Source organism: Embleya sp. NPDC056575, from assembly GCF_042793325.1.
Taxonomy (GTDB): Bacteria; Actinomycetota; Actinomycetes; order Streptomycetales; family Streptomycetaceae; genus Embleya.
This window is the reverse complement of the sequence record NZ_JBHTVA010000075.1, coordinates 31874-48591: the sequence shown is the minus strand read 5'-3', so window position 1 is coordinate 48591 and position 16718 is coordinate 31874. Positions and strand designations below refer to the sequence as shown.

At 71.8% G+C, this 16718-nt stretch carries 13 protein-coding genes and 2 pseudogenes; 6 read left to right on the top strand and 9 right to left on the bottom strand.

What is annotated here, in order from left to right:
* Positions 1-99 precede the first annotated feature (99 nt).
* On the bottom strand, positions 100-477 hold the full coding sequence (locus tag ACFRCG_RS39655; protein WP_380040687.1) for a hypothetical protein: 378 nt from the start codon (positions 475-477) through the stop codon (positions 100-102).
* 374 nt (positions 478-851) lie between these two features.
* Between ACFRCG_RS39655 and ACFRCG_RS39650 the strand changes: the two genes are divergently transcribed.
* A complete protein-coding gene (locus ACFRCG_RS39650) occupies positions 852-2348 on the top strand; it encodes an MFS transporter (RefSeq protein WP_380040685.1) in 1497 nt (498 codons plus the stop codon).
* Between the two features lie 32 nt (positions 2349-2380).
* On the opposite strand, the gene ACFRCG_RS39645 is transcribed toward ACFRCG_RS39650, so the two are convergent.
* The 4 genes and pseudogenes from ACFRCG_RS39645 to ACFRCG_RS39630 form a co-directional block, all read right to left on the bottom strand.
* The gene (locus tag ACFRCG_RS39645; RefSeq protein WP_380040683.1) at positions 2381-2932 is read right to left on the bottom strand and encodes a transposase; all 552 of its coding nucleotides are present in this window, start codon (positions 2930-2932) and stop codon (positions 2381-2383) included.
* Entirely contained in the window at positions 2905-3498 is a 594-nt protein-coding gene (locus ACFRCG_RS39640) for a helix-turn-helix domain-containing protein (protein ID WP_380040681.1), read from the bottom strand. The genes ACFRCG_RS39645 and ACFRCG_RS39640 overlap by 28 nt, the downstream gene beginning before the upstream one ends.
* Before the next feature lie 143 nt (positions 3499-3641).
* Positions 3642-4418: pseudogene (locus ACFRCG_RS39635) on the bottom strand (cation diffusion facilitator family transporter); the annotation flags it as partial.
* Between the two features lie 727 nt (positions 4419-5145).
* Positions 5146-6003 carry an alpha/beta fold hydrolase gene (locus ACFRCG_RS39630; protein WP_380040679.1) on the bottom strand — a complete coding sequence of 286 codons (858 nt, stop codon included), beginning with the start codon at positions 6001-6003 and terminating at the stop codon, positions 5146-5148.
* Positions 6004-6116: 113 nt separating this feature from the next.
* On the opposite strand from ACFRCG_RS39630, the pseudogene ACFRCG_RS39625 reads away from it, so the two are divergent.
* Positions 6117-6287, top strand: a pseudogene (locus ACFRCG_RS39625) (TetR family transcriptional regulator); the annotation flags it as partial.
* A 465-nt stretch (positions 6288-6752) separates the two neighbouring features.
* Here ACFRCG_RS39625 and ACFRCG_RS39620 read toward each other — a convergent pair.
* Positions 6753-7811 (bottom strand): NAD(P)-dependent oxidoreductase, encoded by a 1059-nt coding sequence (locus ACFRCG_RS39620; protein WP_380040677.1) that lies wholly within the window; start codon positions 7809-7811, stop codon positions 6753-6755.
* Positions 7812-8163: 352 nt separating this feature from the next.
* On the opposite strand from ACFRCG_RS39620, the gene ACFRCG_RS39615 reads away from it, so the two are divergent.
* Together ACFRCG_RS39615 and ACFRCG_RS39610 are read left to right on the top strand one after the other, a co-directional pair.
* Positions 8164-10248, top strand: coding sequence for a hypothetical protein (locus ACFRCG_RS39615; protein ID WP_380040675.1), 2085 nt, complete (start codon positions 8164-8166; stop codon positions 10246-10248).
* Positions 10245-11912 (top strand): purple acid phosphatase family protein, encoded by a 1668-nt coding sequence (locus ACFRCG_RS39610; protein WP_380040673.1) that lies wholly within the window; start codon positions 10245-10247, stop codon positions 11910-11912. Before ACFRCG_RS39615 ends, ACFRCG_RS39610 begins: the two co-directional genes overlap by 4 nt.
* Before the next feature lie 126 nt (positions 11913-12038).
* On the opposite strand, the gene ACFRCG_RS39605 is transcribed toward ACFRCG_RS39610, so the two are convergent.
* The 3 genes from ACFRCG_RS39605 to ACFRCG_RS39595 form a co-directional block, all read right to left on the bottom strand.
* The gene (locus ACFRCG_RS39605) at positions 12039-12491 is read right to left on the bottom strand and encodes an iron chaperone (protein WP_380040671.1); all 453 of its coding nucleotides are present in this window, start codon (positions 12489-12491) and stop codon (positions 12039-12041) included.
* Between the two features lie 20 nt (positions 12492-12511).
* Complete coding sequence (locus ACFRCG_RS39600) at positions 12512-13252, bottom strand: hypothetical protein (RefSeq protein WP_380040669.1); 741 nt, start codon at positions 13250-13252, stop codon at positions 12512-12514.
* Positions 13253-13320: 68 nt separating this feature from the next.
* On the bottom strand, positions 13321-13755 hold the full coding sequence (locus ACFRCG_RS39595; RefSeq protein WP_380040667.1) for an SSI family serine proteinase inhibitor: 435 nt from the start codon (positions 13753-13755) through the stop codon (positions 13321-13323).
* Positions 13756-14026: 271 nt separating this feature from the next.
* Between ACFRCG_RS39595 and bioB the strand changes: the two genes are divergently transcribed.
* Both bioB and ACFRCG_RS39585 read left to right on the top strand, forming a co-directional pair.
* On the top strand, positions 14027-15088 hold the full coding sequence (gene bioB, locus ACFRCG_RS39590; protein ID WP_380040665.1) for a biotin synthase BioB: 1062 nt from the start codon (positions 14027-14029) through the stop codon (positions 15086-15088).
* 128 nt (positions 15089-15216) lie between these two features.
* Positions 15217-16443 (top strand): adenosylmethionine--8-amino-7-oxononanoate transaminase, encoded by a 1227-nt coding sequence (locus ACFRCG_RS39585; RefSeq protein ID WP_380040694.1) that lies wholly within the window; start codon positions 15217-15219, stop codon positions 16441-16443.
* The last annotated feature ends 275 nt before the right edge of the window (positions 16444-16718 follow it).

Sequence of the window (16718 nt, the reverse complement as noted above, 5' to 3'; positions counted from 1 at the left end):
CGACCGCACGCTCCGCGCCCGCCTGCTCGGCGACGGCGGCGCGGTCCGGGTGCTCAACATCATGACCCGGCGCGGCCGATGGACCGCCGACGTGCCGGGTCAGCCGTGGTAGGGATTGCGCGGCGGTGCTCCGGGGGGTTGCGAGGTGTCGGCGCGGTACGGGCGGGCGGCCCCATCGGCCTGCCACTCCTCGGTCGTGGCGGGACGGGCGGCTCGGGCGTGCAGGCCCCGGTCCAGGCTGCGCACCTCGTGGGTGAGCCGACGCGTCCGGGCGCCGTCCCCCATCAGCGCGAGCCCGGCGCAGAAGATCAGGGCGAGGGCGAGGCCGGCGAGGAACGCGTCCAGGGTGTCGAGTGTGACGAGGTCGCGGTGGAAGAGACGGACCGTGTATTCGGGGCCGCCGGACGTGTTGTAGCCGATCAGCAGGCCGACGAACGCGGCGGTCGCCGCCGCGAGGAGAAATCCGATGGCGATCATATTGGGTACCTTCCCGTTGTTCTTCCCGTGCTCGTACGGGTGTTCGCCGGGACGGCGGGGCGACTTCGTGGATCGGTGAGGTGACGGTCTCCGGCGCGTGATCCCGGGTCCGACCGCCCTTCCCCGGCCGACTTGTCGGCCCGCGGCCGGGGGAGGGCGGCTCCACGGCGCGTCTACCCGCTGCCTTCCGGGTCACTCTCCCGATCGAATCGATCGTGTCGGGAGGTGAATTCGGGGTAGCCGCCGGTGCGCCGGCGAAGACGGATTCCGACCACACGCCAACTCCCGAACTCCCGGGCCTCATGGCCTTGTCGGAGTCGTTCGACGCTGCCCGAACCCACCCCGAACCCAGTCCGATCAGGAGGGGATGCACCGTGTCCGACGCATCGAGACCGAGTACCCGAGCGAGGAAGTCCACGACGTTCACCACGGATGTGCCGGCTCGCCTGGATCGATTGCCGTGGTCGACGTGGCACTGGCGCATCCTGATCGGTCTCGGCACGGTGTGGATCCTCGACGGCCTCGAGGTCACCGTGGTCGGCAACGTCGCGGGCAGGTTGTCCGAACCCGACAGCGGCCTCGACATCACCGCGGCGCAGGTGACCGGCCCGGGCGCGGCGTTGTACGTCGCGGGAGCCTGTATCGGGGCCCTGTTCTTCGCGTGGCTCACCGACCGGTTCGGGCGCCGGAAGTTGTTCATGGTCACCCTCGCCGTCTATCTGGCCGGCACCGCGCTGACCGCGCTGTCGGTCGAGGCGTGGATGTTCTTCCTGTTCCGGTTCGTCACCGGACTGGGTATCGGCGGGGAGTACGCGGCGATCAACTCCGCGATCGACGAGTTGATGCCGGCCCGCTACCGGGGCCGCGTGGACCTCGCGGTGAACGGTACCTACTGGGCCGGGGCCGCCGGTGGGGCGTTGTTGTCCGTGCCGATGTTGAACACCGGGCTGTTCCCGGCCGATATCGGCTGGCGGTTGACCTTCGCGTTGGGTGTGGTGTTGGGGTTGGTGATTCTGCTGGTGCGCCGCCATGTCCCCGAATCCCCGCGGTGGTTGTACCTGCACGGTCGTGGTGAGGAGGCCGAGCGGCTGGTCGTGGGGGTCGAGGAGAAGTTGGTCGCGGAGGGTACGCACGGCAGCGGGGAGCGCCGCGAGTTGCCCACGCCGGAGGGCGAAGTGACCATCGACGAGAGCAAGTCCGCCGGACTCGGCACGATCGCCCGGGCGGTGGTGCGGGACTACCCGCGGCGTTCGGTGCTGGGGTTGTCGCTGTTCATCGGGCAGGCGTTCCTCTACAACGCCATCACCTTCGGCTTCGCGTCGATTCTGGAGACGTTCTACGACGTGCCGAGTGGTCGGACCGGGTACTACTTCGCGGTCATCGCGGTCGGCAACCTGCTCGGGCCGCTGCTGCTCGGGCCCCTGTTCGACTCGCTCGGTCGGCGGGTGATGATCACGTCGACGTATGTCGGCAGTGGCCTCGCGCTCTTCGGCACGGCCTGGCTGTTCGGCGCCGGACACCTGAACGCCTCGACGCTCACGGCCTGTTGGTGTGTGGTGCTGTTCCTGGCCTCGACCGGTGCGAGCAGTGCGTATCTGACCGTCTCGGAGATCTTCCCGATGGAGGCGCGTGCCTCCGCCATCGCGCTGTTCTACGCGGTCGGCACGGCGGCGGGCGGGATCGCCGGTCCGCTGGTCTTCTCCGACCTCACCAAGTCCGGCGATGTGGGCGACACCGTACTGGCGTTCTGCATCGGCGCCGGCCTGATGGTCGTGGCGGGCGTGGTGGCCGGATTCCTCGCGGTGAACGCGGAACGCCGCTCGCTGGAGGACATCGCCCCGCCGCTGACGTCGGCGGACGAGCGCGGGTAGTAGGGGCCGGACAGGGCCTAGTGCTGCGTTCCTTAAAGGGTGTACACGAACCGGTGTCGTAACGTTCGGGTCGGTGGGGCGGGTCTTCCCCATATCCAGGGTTTGGCGCGGCTGTTCAGTTGCGCGGTCGTGAGGGTCGTGGCCTGGGCAATCTCGTCGGGGTTGGAAAACGAGCGGCCCGCCAGTGCCGCCTTGCGGAAGATGCGCCACCAACCCTCCTGGAGGTTCAACCAGCAGGCGCCGACCGGGATGAAGACGTGTTGGATCCTGGGATGGTCGAGGAGCCATTCCCGGGTGGAAAGGCTGTTGTGGGAGGAGAGGTTGTCGGTGACGACCACGATGTCGCCGGTGGGATTGGCATTCTCGACGAGTTGGAGGAATCGCTGGTAGAAGACGCTGTTGCGCGACGAGGCGGTCATCGTGACCCCGGTTCCGTCCCGCACGCGCAAGCCCCCGTAGACCCAGGTCTTCTCCGGGCCGCGGCCGTAGTCGAGCTCGTTCTTGATGCGATGCCCGTCCGGCGACCAACCCGGCGCCGGTGGGAACGCGCGTGGGATCACCGGGCCGAGTTCGTCGGCGCACACGACCGTGACGCCTTCGGGCGGGTCGGTGTAGAGCTCGACGATCCGCGTCCTTTTCCCGCGAAATCCGGGTCCCGCGACCGAACCCACGACCGCGTGCGACGCCACCGGACCCCCTCGGCGAGCAGGATCCTGCGGACCTGCGAACGGCTCACACGGATACCCAGCCGCCCGGCCTCGGCGGCCAGGGCGTCCAACGTCCACTCGGGCGGCCCGGCCTCGTCCGCCGCCCACAGGTCACCGCCCGGCTGCGTTTCCAAGCGGCCGGGCGGGGCCGTCTTCACCAGGGCCACGATCCGGGAACGCTCCGCCTCGGTGATCCGCCGTTTGCGGCCGCACCCGGGCCGGTCCCCGAGACCTTCCATGCCCTGCTCGTTGAACCGGTGCAGCCATCGCCGCACCGTCTTCGCATCGCACCCCGCCCGAGCGGCAACCTGCGGCACGCGCAGACCCTCCCAGCTCAGCGTGACGATCCTCGCCCGCAGGATCCAGTCGCCCGGCGCGTGACGCGCCCCGGCCAACCGCCGGATCCTCTTCTCCTCGTCCCCGTCCACGGCTTGACGGGCCATCAGAAACTTCGGCACCACACTCGCCCCCGAGCAGCCGAAACACCACTGTTTGACCACTACTTACCCACCCAAAGCGGAACTTAGCACTAGTACTGCAACCGTGTTTGATCTGATGAGGTTGTGTTCTACGGACTGTGGCCTCGTCGTTGCTCGACGTCGACCGCCTCGCCGATCAGTTGGTCCCGGGCGGCCCGGCCGAGGCGGTACGCGACGAACACCAGCAGCAGACCGATCGCCCAGGACGCCGCCGCCTCCCAGACGGCGTCGCCGGTGGCCATGTGCAGCCCGAGGCCGGCCGCCGCGAGCAGGACGCCGAGTACCGCGCTGCCGTCCTCGGCCAGGACCGTGCGCAGGGTCGGGTCGGGCGTCTCGCGGGCGTGGCGCAGTACGGACACGCCGGCCGCGCGTGCCTGGCCGCGCAGTTGTACGACGGCGCGCAGGAGCGATCCGCCCTCGGCGAGCAGGGCCAGGCCCAGTACGGCCAGACCCGCGACATAGGCGCCGGTCTTCGGCTCGCCGTGTTCGCGCAGCGCCTCGAAGCCCTGGAAGACGGAGAAGCAACCGCCGGTCACGAAGATCCCGACGGCGGCGAGGAGGGACCAGAAGTAGCGGTCCTTGCCGTAGCCGAAGGGGTGCTCGGCGTCCGGCGCGCGGCGACTGCGGGACAGGGAGGCGAGCAGGAACGCCTCGTTGAGGGTGTCGGCGACCGAGTGTGCGGCCTCGGACAACAGCGCGGGTGCTCCGGCGAGTACGCCGACGGCGGCCTTGGCGATCGCGATGACGACGTTGGCGGCGAGTGCGACCCATACGGTCAACCGGGTTCCGGCGTCGTCGTCGGTGTCACCTGCGGGCGGGGGCGGTGGTGGGTTCGTGTGCTCGTCTGCCACGCCGGGGCTGCTACCCCCTTGCCGAGGCGGCATGCGAGCGGGAAGTCGGGTGGGCGGGGGGAAAGAAGTCCCGGATGTGTCCCGGACGCGCATGGCGGCGGCAGGGCAGGGAAGGGCAGTGGATCGAGGAATCGAGGATGAGTACCCCTCGATCCGGGAGGCGAGAAGGTCATGCGAACGACACGGACATCAGGAAGACTCTCGCCGATACCACCCCGTTGTACGCGTTCGTCGGAGCGGGTGACCTCGCGGTCGCGAAGATCCGCGAAGTGCCGCGAGGATCGCCGAGTTGCGGAGCGAGAAGCCGGCGCACCGCAAGCCCGTCCGGGAACGCGTCGCCGACTCCGCCGCCGACGTCCGGGACCGGCTCGGCGAGAAGTTCGACGCGGTGGCCAAGGACGCCCGCGAGACCTACCAGGGGCCGGCGGCGCGGGGGCACGAGGTGGTCGACCGCGTTCGCGGCCGGGCCGACGAGGCGGGGCAGGACACGAAGGAGTTCGCAAACGAGGTCGCTCAGGACGCGAAGGAGCTGACGGACAAGGCTGTTCCGGCTCCGGCTCCGGCTCCGGCTCCGGCTCCGGCTCCGGGTCGGGGTCGGGGTCGGGTTCCGGGTCGGGCTCCGGGTCCGGTTCGGCCTCGCGTTCGGGTTCCGCTTCCGCGAGCGGTGCCGCGGCTCGGGCGAGGAGTGCTCGTTCGCGCGATTCGTCGAAGCCGGACACCCACGGCGCTCGCGGGCGACGCCTTCACCCCGGCGCGGGCGTCACGAGGGGTGGGTCAGGAACGTGCGCAGTGCGGTGACCAATGCGGCCGGGTTGTCCTCCTGGACGTTGTGTCCGGCGTTCGGGACGACCGTCAGTCGCCCGTCCGGGATGCGCGCGACCAGGTTTTCGGCGGTGCTCTGGGGGAGCACCCTGCTGCGTTCGCCGCGCACCAGCAGGACCGGGACTGCGGTCAGCCGAGCGGCCATTCGATCCATGGCTGCGAGGATGGCGGGGAAATCCGGCGGACGCGGATCGCCCTTCGGTACCCAATTGCCGTCGGATGCACGGCGGAACAGCGTGTTCATGCGGTAGGCGACGCTCGGGCGGTCGGCGCGCGGATTGACCCGCATCGCGGCTTCGACCACGGTGTCCAGGTCCGGTACGGGGCCCAGTCCGGCCACGAACGCCCGTACCCGCCGGGTGCTTTCGAAGTTCACGCCCGGTGCGACGTCGACGAGTGCCAGGCGTTCCACCCGATCGGGCCGCGCGTCGGCGACGTGGGCCGCGACCACGCCGCCGAGTGACATGCCGACCAGTGCGAATCGATCGAGGCCGAGATGGTCGGCCGCGGCGACGACGTCGGCCGCCATGGTGTCGATGCGGTAGTCGTCGGACCAGCCGCTGTCGCCGTGGCCACGCAGATCCGGTGCGATCGGCCGGACGGCGCCGCGCAGGCCGAGGCAGACGAAATCCCAGGTGCGGGCGGTCAATCCGCCACCGTGCAGCAGGACCGCGGGAGTTCCGGCGCCGCCCCAGTCGAATCCGTGCAGCCGGCAGCCCGCACGGGAGTGGTGGAACTCGCGGGGCGGCGTCGGATCGTGGATCGGCACGCCCAGGGCCGTCGCCAACTCGGTCATCGCCGAAATCGTGGATCGTCCGGGCACGGTGCCTCCGTCCTTCCTCGTTTTCCGATTACCTTGAGTGCTCAAGGTAAGCCGATTACCTTGATGGGTCAAGGTAGGCTGCGGCCATGGCCACCCGAGTACGACGCAATCCCGATGACGCCCGGCGGATGATCCTGGAGGCGGCGAGCAGGCTGCTGACCGCAGGCGGCCCGGCCGCCGTGCAGGTGCGTGCGGTCGCCGCCGAGATCGGCATGACGGATGCCGCGGTCAACCACCACTTCGGCACGCGCGATCGACTCCTGGAGTCGCTGTTGCGCTTCGGCGGGGCCAAGCTCAAGACCGAGTTGCGCGCCGTGCTGGACGCGTGGGGCGAGGGCCCGACCGACCCCGCCGAATTGGTGCGCGCGCTGGCCGCGCTGTACGCCGACGGCTACGCCGAACTGGCGCTCGCGCTGCATCGTTCCGGCCGGCGGGACACCGGCAGCGGGATGCTCGACGAGGTGGTGGACCGCCTGTACGCCCAGGCGCGGGAGCGGTGCGCGGCCGATGGTCGCACACCGCCGACCCGCGAGGCGATCCGGCTGACGATGGCCGCACTGCATCAGGCCGTCGCGATGGAGCCCCTGTTCGGCGACGACTTCCGGCGCAGCGTCGGCCTCGACGCGAGCGCGCGGGAGTACCGGGAGTACACCCTCGACTGGTGGATCGAGGTCCTGCGGACGACCCTGTCCGGCCGGGGACCCGGTCGATCGGTCACGGGTTCACGCGGTGGCCACGGGGACGGCGTCGGGCCGGCCGGTGAGCAGGGCGGCGATGTGGTCCGCGCAGCGGAGCGCCGCCGTGGCCATGGCGGATCCGGTCATGCCGGCGATGTGGGGGGTGAGCAGGGCGTTGGGGAGGCCGAAGAGGGGTGAGGCGAAACGGGCGTGTTCGTGTTCGAAGGTGTCGACGGCCGCCGCCGCGAGGGGATGCGTCGGGGTGACGAGCGCGTCGGCCAGGGCCTGTTCGTCGACGATGCCGCCTCTGGCGGTGTTGAGGAGGATCGATCCCGGTCGCATGGAGGCGAGTTCGGTTCGGCCGATCAGCCCCCGGGTCCGGTGGGTGAGCGGGAGGTGCAGGGAGACGACGTCGCTGCTTGCCAGAAGGGCGTGCAGGGAGCCGGTGGTCGGTATGGGGGATTCGGTCGGGCGTCGGGTGTGGGACTGGACTCGCATGCCCAGCGCGGTGGCTCGTGTTGCCAGTGCCTTGCCGATGCGGCCCAGGCCGACGATTCCCAGGGTCAGGTCCGACAGTTCCGCTACGGGGGCCGGCGGTGTGCTCCAACGGCCCCGGTGTGCGGCCTCGTTGTGGGCCGGGAGGTTTCGGGTGAGGGCGAGCAGTTGGGCGAGGGCGAACTCGGCGACGGCGTTCGCGTTGGAGCCCGGGGTGTGGGTGACGGTGACGCCGTGACGGGCGGCGGCGGTGAGGTCGACGTGGTCGGTGCCGGCTCCGGCGCGGCCGATCACCCGCAGGCGGTGGGTCAGGGCCGCGTCGGTCGCCGCCGCGAGGAACGTGGCGCGCAGCGGGAAACCCGCGCGGGACTTGACCGCGTGATGGCCGATCCCGTCCCGGACGGTCTCGGCGATCAGCGCCGACTCGTCGAACGCGTCGAAATCGGTGAACCGCACGCGCCCGGACCAGGCGGCCCGCGTCCGCGCCGGGTCGGCCACCCGGCGCAGGTTCAGGGTGATGCCCAGCCCGTGATCGAGCAGGCGTTCGAGTTCCCGTGCGAGCAACTCGCCGGGAGCGGCGTCCAACACCAGGACTCGCGGTGGTTCCACGTGATCACCCTTCCCCGACGGGACCCTACCGCCCGCCGTCGCTACGCCGCGTAGTGGTGCGGGTGGTGGAGGACGAAGACTCGGGGAGGTTGGTGAATCTCGGAGCCATGTCGGCGGAACCGTCGGGTAATTCCCGTCGAAGGTTTTGGTTTCGTCGGGTTTGTGACCGGGCCGCCCTGCATACTCACGATCGTTGTCGACGTGCCGTAGTCGGAAGGCGTCGACTTCGGTTCTTTCGGCTTCCCGATCCCACGCACGCTCCCCATGGTCTCACCGCGGGTGGCCGCCGGTGTCGGGGTGAGTGACGGGTCATCACCTCCCCATGGGTACAACGCGTAGTCGTCCCCCGCTCATGATCGGTGCTCTTCGGCCGCGACGGGTCGCGGTCGGTCTGATCGTGCTGGGTCTGCTGGTCCTGCTCTTTCCCATGATGTCCTCGGCCGCGGAGTCACCACCGGTGCGCGGTGCGCGGGCCGACTACCTGACCGGCGAACAACGTGCCATGACACCGGGGTTGGTCACCCGGTCCGGCAGCTACGCCGAACTGGCCTCCGGGCCCGACGAGAGTTTCGGCGACACCCGTTCGCGGGCGGCCGACTGGCTGACCGTGCCCGCGGCCGGCGCGGACGGTACCGCCTCGGCGGATCGGTCGGTGCCCGCGGGTACGCCGTTGGGCAAGCGTACGGCCGCCATCACGTCGGCGGCGCTGAACGTCTCGCGTACCGCGCAGAGCCTGAAGGCCACGTCGGACGTGACCGGATTCGACCACCCGCTCAACCAGTTCCGCGAGCTGGACCAGGTGGTCGGTGTGACGTCGCTGGTGCACATCGACAAGGTGCACTCGGAGGCGGGTGCGCCGAGCGCCGCGGCGGACGCCGGCCGGGTCGACGCCGGCCCCGGCGACGCTCCGCGTGCGGTGACCGAGGTCACCGGCCTCACGTTCTTCCCCGGGTCGGCGCGTGAGGAGCGGGTGGACCTGCCCGGTGGGCGCGTTCCCGGCGGGCTGCTCAGCCGCACGCTGCACTTCCGCACGGACGACGACGGCCTGGCCATGAAGAGCCTGTACAAGGGTGATCCGGCGATGTACCGGGCCATGCTCGGCGACGGCACCGGCTTCCTGGACGCCACCTGGACGGTGATGGTCGCCGATCTCGCCTCCACCACGGCCGACTCCGCGCGGGCCGGACTGGGTGTCACCATCGACATGCGGTGGCGGGTCGGGATCGATGCGCGGGACACGCTGCAACTGCGCATCGACGGCAACGAGCGGTACGTGGACACCCGGATCGCCGAGGTGACGGCGGGCGACCCGGCCGCGGTGTTCCGGCGCCCGGCGGTGCCGACGACCACCGTGAGCGGGTTCGGCCCGCCCGGAGCCGGGCCGGGGGACACGGTCACGGTGACCGGCACCGGCCTGGACGCGGGCGGGGTCGGCGTGTACGTGGACGGTTCGCCCGAGCGGATCACCGGCGACGCGCTGCGGGTGGCGGCCGACGGTGCCTCGCTCGCCTTCGCCGTGCCGGCGGGGGCGACGCCGGTCAAGGGGGTGCTCGTGGTCGGCGACCACGGGGAGGGCGGCGCCGGGAGCTTCCCGCGCCCGGGCGGCGGCAGTTCCGGTCCCACCACGACCGCGACGGGCGCGCCGCCGAGTCCCACCGACGAGGGGCCGCTCCGGCACGCCTCGTGGGCGGGGCCTGCGGTCAAGGCGGGCGACCTGCCCGAGTCGTGCGTGACGGCGGCGCAGTGGCGGGTCCCGGCGGACCGGGCGGTGTTCACGGCGGCGCTGGACGACGGCCGGGTAGGGGCACCGGTGATCGCCTCGGCGGTGTTCACCTTCGCCGACGAGAGTGGTGCGCGGCACGAGGTGGCCACCGGCGCGGGGCCGATCTGGGGGCAGCCGTGGCCGGCGGGGCCGGCCGCGCACGTGGTGGGCACCCGGCCCGGGCAGGTCGCGGCGATCGTGCCGAACGGGTGGAGCCTGGTGGCGCTGGGCGCCGACCACCGCGGTGGGGAGAGCGCGAGGCAGGTCGCGCTCAGGCCGGTCGGCGGGTGCTGGGCGCTGGGTCGGGAGCGGCCTACCACGCCGCCTACGAGCGGGCCGCCGACCACGGCGCCGCCCACGAGTGCGCCGCCCACGACGGCGCCTCCGACGAGCGGGCCGCCGACCACGGCGCCGCCGACGAGTGCACCGCCTACCGGGGAGCCCTCCGGTGGGCCGACCGACACCTCGACGCCCACCGGGTCCGGCGGCACCACCCCGGGCTCGAACGGCGGCGGCTCCGGCGGCTCCCACACCATCCCCGAGACCGCGACCGGCACCGGCGGCAGCCTCTCCCGTACCGGCGCCGACATCGTCCTCCCCGTCCTCCTCGGCACCGCCGCGCTCGGCGCCGGCCTCGTCCTGCTGTTCGCCGCACGTACCAGGAGCGCCCGATGACCCCCGCCCCCGACCGCAACCCCCACCTGCCCCGCTCCGGCGTGCCCGACCGGCTCGCCGCGACGATGAGCATCGCCGAGCAGCACGAGTATCTGCGCGCCCGCCGCCGCACCGTCTCCCGTCGCGGCGTCCTCACCGCGATCGGCCTCGGCGGCGCGGCCGTTCCGCTCTTCGGCGCCTCCTCGTCGGCCGGCCCGCGCCGCGCGCCGTCGTTGCTCTCGGGCACGGACTACGTCGACGGGAACGCGCTCAAGCCCGCCGCGCGACACCTCGCGTTCGGCGCCGACCCGCGCGCCCAGGCGGCGTTGAGCTGGCAGGTGCCGCAACCGGTGCGCCGGCCGTACCTGCGCCTGGGCACGTCCCCGAAGCAGCTGGACCAGCTGGTGCCCGCCGAGATCCGGCACCTGCACTCGCACCTGATCGAATACGCCGACAACCCCGCCTCGGCCTACTTCGACTACGACCAGTACCACCTGCACGCCGCCCTGGACGGCCTCGACCCGGGCACGCGCTACTACTACGCGCTCGGCCACGAGGGGCTGGACGCCGCGTCCGTCGCCGCCACCGTCGGCTCGTTCCGCACCGCGCCGGCGGTCGACGGTGTACCGGAACCCTTCACCTTCACCGCCTTCGGCGACGAGGGCGTGGAGTTCGGCGGTGCCGCCAACCAGACCCTGATGCTCCGTCAGAACCCGGCGTTCCACCTGCTCGCGGGCGACATCGCCTACGCCGCCTCGGGCGCGGGGCTGCCGTCCAGTCACCACAGCGCCGACGGCGCGGACAAGCTCCAACCCGAGATGTGGGACGAATACCTGCGGATGATCGACCCCGTCGCCGCGTCGGTGCCATGGATGGTGGCGATGGGCAACCACGACATGGAGGCGCTGTACTCGCCGGACGGCTACGGCGGTCACCTGGCCCGCTGGCACCTGCCCGGCAACGGGCCGCGCAACTCCCATGCCACGTACGGCTTCCGCTACGGCAACGTGGCGGTGGTCAGCCTCGACGCCAACGACGTCTCGCACGAGATCCCGCACAACAGGGGCTACACCTCCGGCGCGCAGACGGCGTGGCTGGCCGGCCATCTGGCCCAGGTGCGGCGTACGCCCGGGATCGACTTCGTGGTGGCCTTCTTCCACCACTGCGCCTACTGCACGGCCACCGACCACGTCTCGGACGGCGCGATCCGGGAGGAGTGGATCCCGCTGTTCGACCGCTACCAGGTCGACCTCGTGATCAACGGGCACAACCACGTCTACGAGCGGGCCGATCCGATGCGCGGCGGCGTACGCACCCGGCGGGCCGACATCGGCGACCGGATCCGGCCGGCCACCGACGGCACCACCTACCTGACCGTGGGCAGCGGCGGGAAGAGCGGCTACGAGTTCTCCGCGCCGGAGACGTACGCGGGCGGCCCGGCCGATGTCACCGACGCGGTCAAGGGCGGCTACTACACGAAGGCCGGCAAGCTCGACGAGACCGTCGAGTGGTCGCGGGTGCGGTTTCGCGGCAATGCCTTCATCGCCGTCGACGTGCGGCCGGCCGCCGCCGGGCGGGAGACCACCATGACGATCCGCACGCTCAGTGCGACGGGCGCGCAGATCGACACGGTCACGCTGGTCCGGGAGGCGGGTACGCCGATCCCGGTCGCCGGCACGCGCTAGCGGTACATCGGCGGTCGGCGGTGTTCGCCGGAGGCCCGGGGGGCGCCTCGATGCCTCCGGTCGAACGCCGGACGGCCGCCGATGTACGTGCGTGAGTCGGCCCGGTGCGTTCCCCCGGGCCCGGGCTCAGCCCACCGCCCGCCTGACGAGTTCCGCGATTCGTGCCTCGACCTCGGGGGTCATCTCGGTCAGGGCGAAACCGGCCGCCCACATCGGGCCGTCGTCGAGCTTGGCCAGGTCGCTGAACCCGAGCGTCGCGTAGCGGGCCTTGAACTTCTCCGCGCTCTGGAAGAAGCAGACGACCTTGCCGTCGATCGCGTACGACGGCATGCCGTACCAGAGCTTCGGCTCCAGGGTCGGCGCGTTGGCGGTGACGACGGCGTGCACCCGCTCGGCCAAGACCCGGTCGGCGTCCTGCATCTCGGCGATCTTCGCGAGCAGATCCCGCTCCGCCTCGGCCGCCTTCTCGGCCTTCGACATACGCCGCGACGCCGCCTTCAGCTCCTTGGCGTGCTCCTTCATCGCGGCGCGTTCGTCGGCCGAGAAGCCCTCGTGCCTGCCGTCTTCGGTGTTGCCCATGGCGGATCTCCCCGTATCGATCATGGTTTTGTGATCTTGGTCGGGACCCTACCCCGGCGCCCCGATACCGGGTCAACGGTGACGGGCGAATCGCTCGTCACCGACCCCATCGCGCGGCGCAGCGCCACCACGACCACGGTCGGCTCGTGGACGGCGGCCGCCGCGCGCTCGACCGCGTCGAGGACGTCGGCCAGGGTTTCGGGGGTGGCGCCGGACACGACCTCGCACATCCATTCCGCCAGCCGCCCGGCATCCTCCGGTACGTCCGGCAGGCTCGCGCCGGCCGCCGCCGGCGCGCCCGGACCGCTCGGGGCCCGGCGCCCGGAACGGCCCGCCGGCCGACCCAGGGCACGCCGCCACCAGCGACGACGATCCCGAGGCGTGGCGGGCTCGGGCACGGCGGGCCCGGGAGGGGCGGCCCAGAGCGGGGTCGGCGGCACGTCGAGGACCGGGCCGCCGGGTGTGCCTGCCACCCCGTCCCCTTCGGCCATCTCCGCCTCCGTCGCCAGGTCCCACGCGGACAGGTCCGGCACAAGCCCCTCGCTGCCCCAACGGCCCACGGGAAGACGGACCTTGTGCGGGTGCACGCACACGCCCACCCCGGTGCGCGCGTCCACCCGGCGTCCCTCGCCCCGGATCCACGGCCAGGCCCGGTCCGGGCGCGGCGCCACGTCGAACGCTCCCGGGGCGAACAGGCGGGAGGGGCAATATCCGCACACCTCGTCGTCGATCGAGGGCGGCATGCGTCGTTCCGGCGGCATGAGCGCAGCGTAACGACCATGCGCAGGCGCCCCGTCGGGGGCCGCCGATGGGAAAAGCGGTGTGCGCCTCAGTCGCCCACCCTCGGCAGGACCGGGACGAGGTCGTCCCACCGGGCGATCTCACACCCGTCGGTCCGGTCGAACGCGGCGTCCACGGGGCGGCCGGCCCACACGCCGGTGATGTGCGCGGCGGCGGGTCCGCCGTGGATCATCGTGCACATCGCCCCGTGCGGCACGGGCGCGAACGGGTCCCTGCCCCACAGCGTCAGGGAGTCCAACCTCTCGCAGGCCTGCCGGGGCGCGGGATGACCGCCGGCGGCGGGGTGGCACTCCAGCGTGTACACCCCGGCCCCGCCGGGAGTATTCGTCACGGTGAGGGTCAACCGATCCCCCATCCCGGAGGCGCCGGTCGCGACGGGCGCCGAGACGGCCACGGCGGCGGGGGCCGAGTACGGCCCGACGACAAGCACCAGGGCGGATACGACGAGACGACCAAGCACCACTGAAGACTCCCGATGCGTGTGCACATCCGTACAGGCCGGGGAGGCCCCCACGCACCCGCGCGCAAGGCCCCGTCACCCCTAACGCCCGCACCCCCACCCGGGTTACGCGCCGGCCCGGCCCGGTCATCGTGCCCTCGACGGCTCGCCCGATCGATTCATGTTTCCAGGTCGCGTTGGCGGCGGCGGAGTGGACGGGGACAGAGTTCGAGGGGTTGATGTTGTGGGGTCGCTTCATTGTTGCGGGTGATCACACTCGGTGAGACTGCGAGGCATGACGACATTGCTCGATGGGCTCGTAGGCAAGGCGCTGCGGCGCGAAACACCCTCTCGTGACGAGGCGTTGGCCGTGTTGACGGGGGCGGAGGAGACGCTGGACATCGTCGCGGCGGCCGGGCGTGTGCGGCGGCACTTCTTCGGTCGGCGGGTGAAGCTGAATACGATCATCAATATGAAGAGCGGGCTGTGCCCGGAGGATTGCTCCTATTGTTCGCAGCGGCTCGGGTCGTCGGCGGAGATCCTGAAGTATTCGTGGATCTCGCCCGAGGAGGCCGCGCGGACCGCCGATCGGGCCGTGCGGGCTGGCGCCAAGCGGATCTGCCTGGTGGCGAGCGGACGCGGGCCGGGTGCACGCGACATCACCCGGATCGAGGACACGATCGCCGCGGTCAAGGAGGGCAGCCGCGAGGTGGAGATCTGTGTCTGCCTCGGGTTGCTCTCCGACGGTCAGGCCGAGCGACTGGCCGCCGCCGGGGCGCACGCGTACAGCCACAACCTCAACACGAGCGAGGCGCGCTACGCCGACATCTGCTCGACGCACACCTTCACCGACCGTACCGACACCCTCCGTCGTGCCGGCGCCGCGGGCCTGTCGCCGTGCTCCGGGGCGATCCTCGGAATGGGCGAGTCGGACGAGGACATCGTCGATCTGGCCTTCGCGCTGCGGGAGTTGGATCCCGACTCGGTGCCGGTCAACTTCCTCATCCCGTTCGAGGGCACCCCGCTCGCGGACAACTGGGAGCTGACGCCGGAGCGTTGCCTGCGCATCCTGGCACTGTTCCGGTTCTTCTTCCCCGACGTCGAGGTCCGCCTCGCGGGCGGCCGGGAGATCCACCTGCGCGGCCTCCAGCCGCTCGCGCTGCACCTGGCCAACTCGATGTTCCTGGGCGACTACCTGACCAGCGAGGGCCAACCGGGAGCGGACGACCGGCGGATGCTCGCCGACGCGGGCTTCGTGATCGAGGGCGTCGACGAGCAGACCCTGCCCGACGCCCGGCACGACCTGGTCGCGATCCGGCGACGCGGCGCGGGCAGCGACATGCCGGCCAACACGTGACGGCCGGGAGGCGCCCCCAGGCGCCGCTCGACGGCCGGTCGGGCCCCGCGCGTACCGGGCGCCGGGACCGTACACCCGGCGAACTGCTCGACCTGGACCGGGAACACGTGTGGCACCCGTACGCCGCGATGCCCGGAACGATGCGACCGCTCCTGATCGAGTCGGCCGAGGGAGTACGGCTGCGCCTGGCCGAACCGATCGGGGACGTCGAGGAGTTGATCGACGGCATGTCCTCGTGGTGGGCGGCCGTGCACGGCTATCGCCACCCCGTGCTCGACGCGGCGATCCACGACCAGGTGGGGCGGATGAGCCACGTGATGTTCGGCGGGCTCACCCACGAACCGGCGATCCGCCTCGCCCACACCCTGGTGGAGATCACCCCGGAACCGCTGCGGCACGTCTTCCTCGCCGACTCCGGCTCCATCTCGGTCGAGGTCGCGATGAAGATGTGCCTGCAGTACTGGCGGGCCCGGGGGCGCGGCGGCAAACGGCGCCTGCTGACCTGGCGCGGCGGCTATCACGGCGACACGTGGCATCCGATGTCGGTGTGCGACCCCGAAGGCGGGATGCACCACATGTGGCAGGGCGCCCTGGCCCAACAGGTCTTCGCCGACGCCCCACCGCGCGATTTCGACCCCGCCTATGCGGACCACCTGGACGCGCTGCTGACCCGCCACCGGGACGAGGTGGCGGCCGTGATCGTCGAGCCGATCGTGCAAAACGCCGGCGGGATGCGCTTCCACTCCCCGCGCTACCTGCGGGTACTGCGCGAACTGTGCACCACCCACGACGTGTTGCTGGTGTTCGACGAGATCGCCACCGGCTTCGGCCGCACCGGCGAACTGTTCGCCGCCGACCACGCCGGGGTCAGCCCCGATGTCATGTGCCTCGGCAAGGCCCTGACCGGCGGGTACCTGAGCATGGCCGCGACGTTGTGCACCCGAGAGGTGGCGGCCGGGATCGGCACCGGCGACTCGCCCGTACTCGCCCACGGCCCCACCTTCATGGCCAACCCCCTGGCCGCGGCGGTCGCGAACGCCTCCCTGGACCTGCTCCTCGACCAGGATCGGCGCACGAACATCGCCCGGATCGAGACCGCCCTCACCGCCGGCCTGGCCCCGGCCCGAACCATCCCCGGCGTTCGCGACGTTCGTGTCCTCGGCGCGATCGGCGTGGTCGAACTCGACCACGAGATCGACCTGCCGACCGCGACCAGGGCGGCCACGGAACACGGGGTCTGGCTACGCCCGTTCCGCAACCTGATCTACACGATGCCGCCGTACGTCACCACCGACGAGGACCTGGCCACGATCGCCGCCGCGGCCCGAGCGGCCGCGGCGGCGGCCGGAACCTGATCGCCGGTCTACGGGCAGTCGTGGAAGGTGCGGGCTTCCGGGGGTGAGGGGTGCGCAGAAGTCGTCGACCTGGTTGTCGACCCGGTGGACAACGGCTTCCGACTCTCCTACCCGACCGCGTCGCCGTACTACCCCCAGCGGGTGTCTCCAGGCCCCCGCCGGGCCCCCCCCACCCCGCGGGGGCGGACCCGGGGGGGGGGGCCCCGCGGGGGGGGGGTGCCCCCGGGGGGCCCCCGGGGCGCCCGGCCGGGGGGGGGGCGGAGCCGACGACCAAC

Coding starts and splice junctions, on each gene's coding strand:
- ACFRCG_RS39640 (WP_380040681.1), bottom strand. CDS start 3,498: ATGGCCCGTCAAGCCGTGGACGGGGACGAGGAGAAGAGGATCCGGCGG.
- ACFRCG_RS39605 (WP_380040671.1), bottom strand. CDS start 12,491: ATGGGCAACACCGAAGACGGCAGGCACGAGGGCTTCTCGGCCGACGAA.
- ACFRCG_RS39600 (WP_380040669.1), bottom strand. CDS start 13,252: ATGCCGCCGGAACGACGCATGCCGCCCTCGATCGACGACGAGGTGTGC.
- ACFRCG_RS39585 (WP_380040694.1), top strand. CDS start 15,217: ATGCCCGGAACGATGCGACCGCTCCTGATCGAGTCGGCCGAGGGAGTA.
- ACFRCG_RS39610 (WP_380040673.1), top strand. CDS start 10,245: ATGACCCCCGCCCCCGACCGCAACCCCCACCTGCCCCGCTCCGGCGTG.
- bioB (WP_380040665.1), top strand. CDS start 14,027: ATGACGACATTGCTCGATGGGCTCGTAGGCAAGGCGCTGCGGCGCGAA.
- ACFRCG_RS39655 (WP_380040687.1), bottom strand. CDS start 477: ATGATCGCCATCGGATTTCTCCTCGCGGCGGCGACCGCCGCGTTCGTC.
- ACFRCG_RS39615 (WP_380040675.1), top strand. CDS start 8,164: ATGATCGGTGCTCTTCGGCCGCGACGGGTCGCGGTCGGTCTGATCGTG.
- ACFRCG_RS39630 (WP_380040679.1), bottom strand. CDS start 6,003: ATGACCGAGTTGGCGACGGCCCTGGGCGTGCCGATCCACGATCCGACG.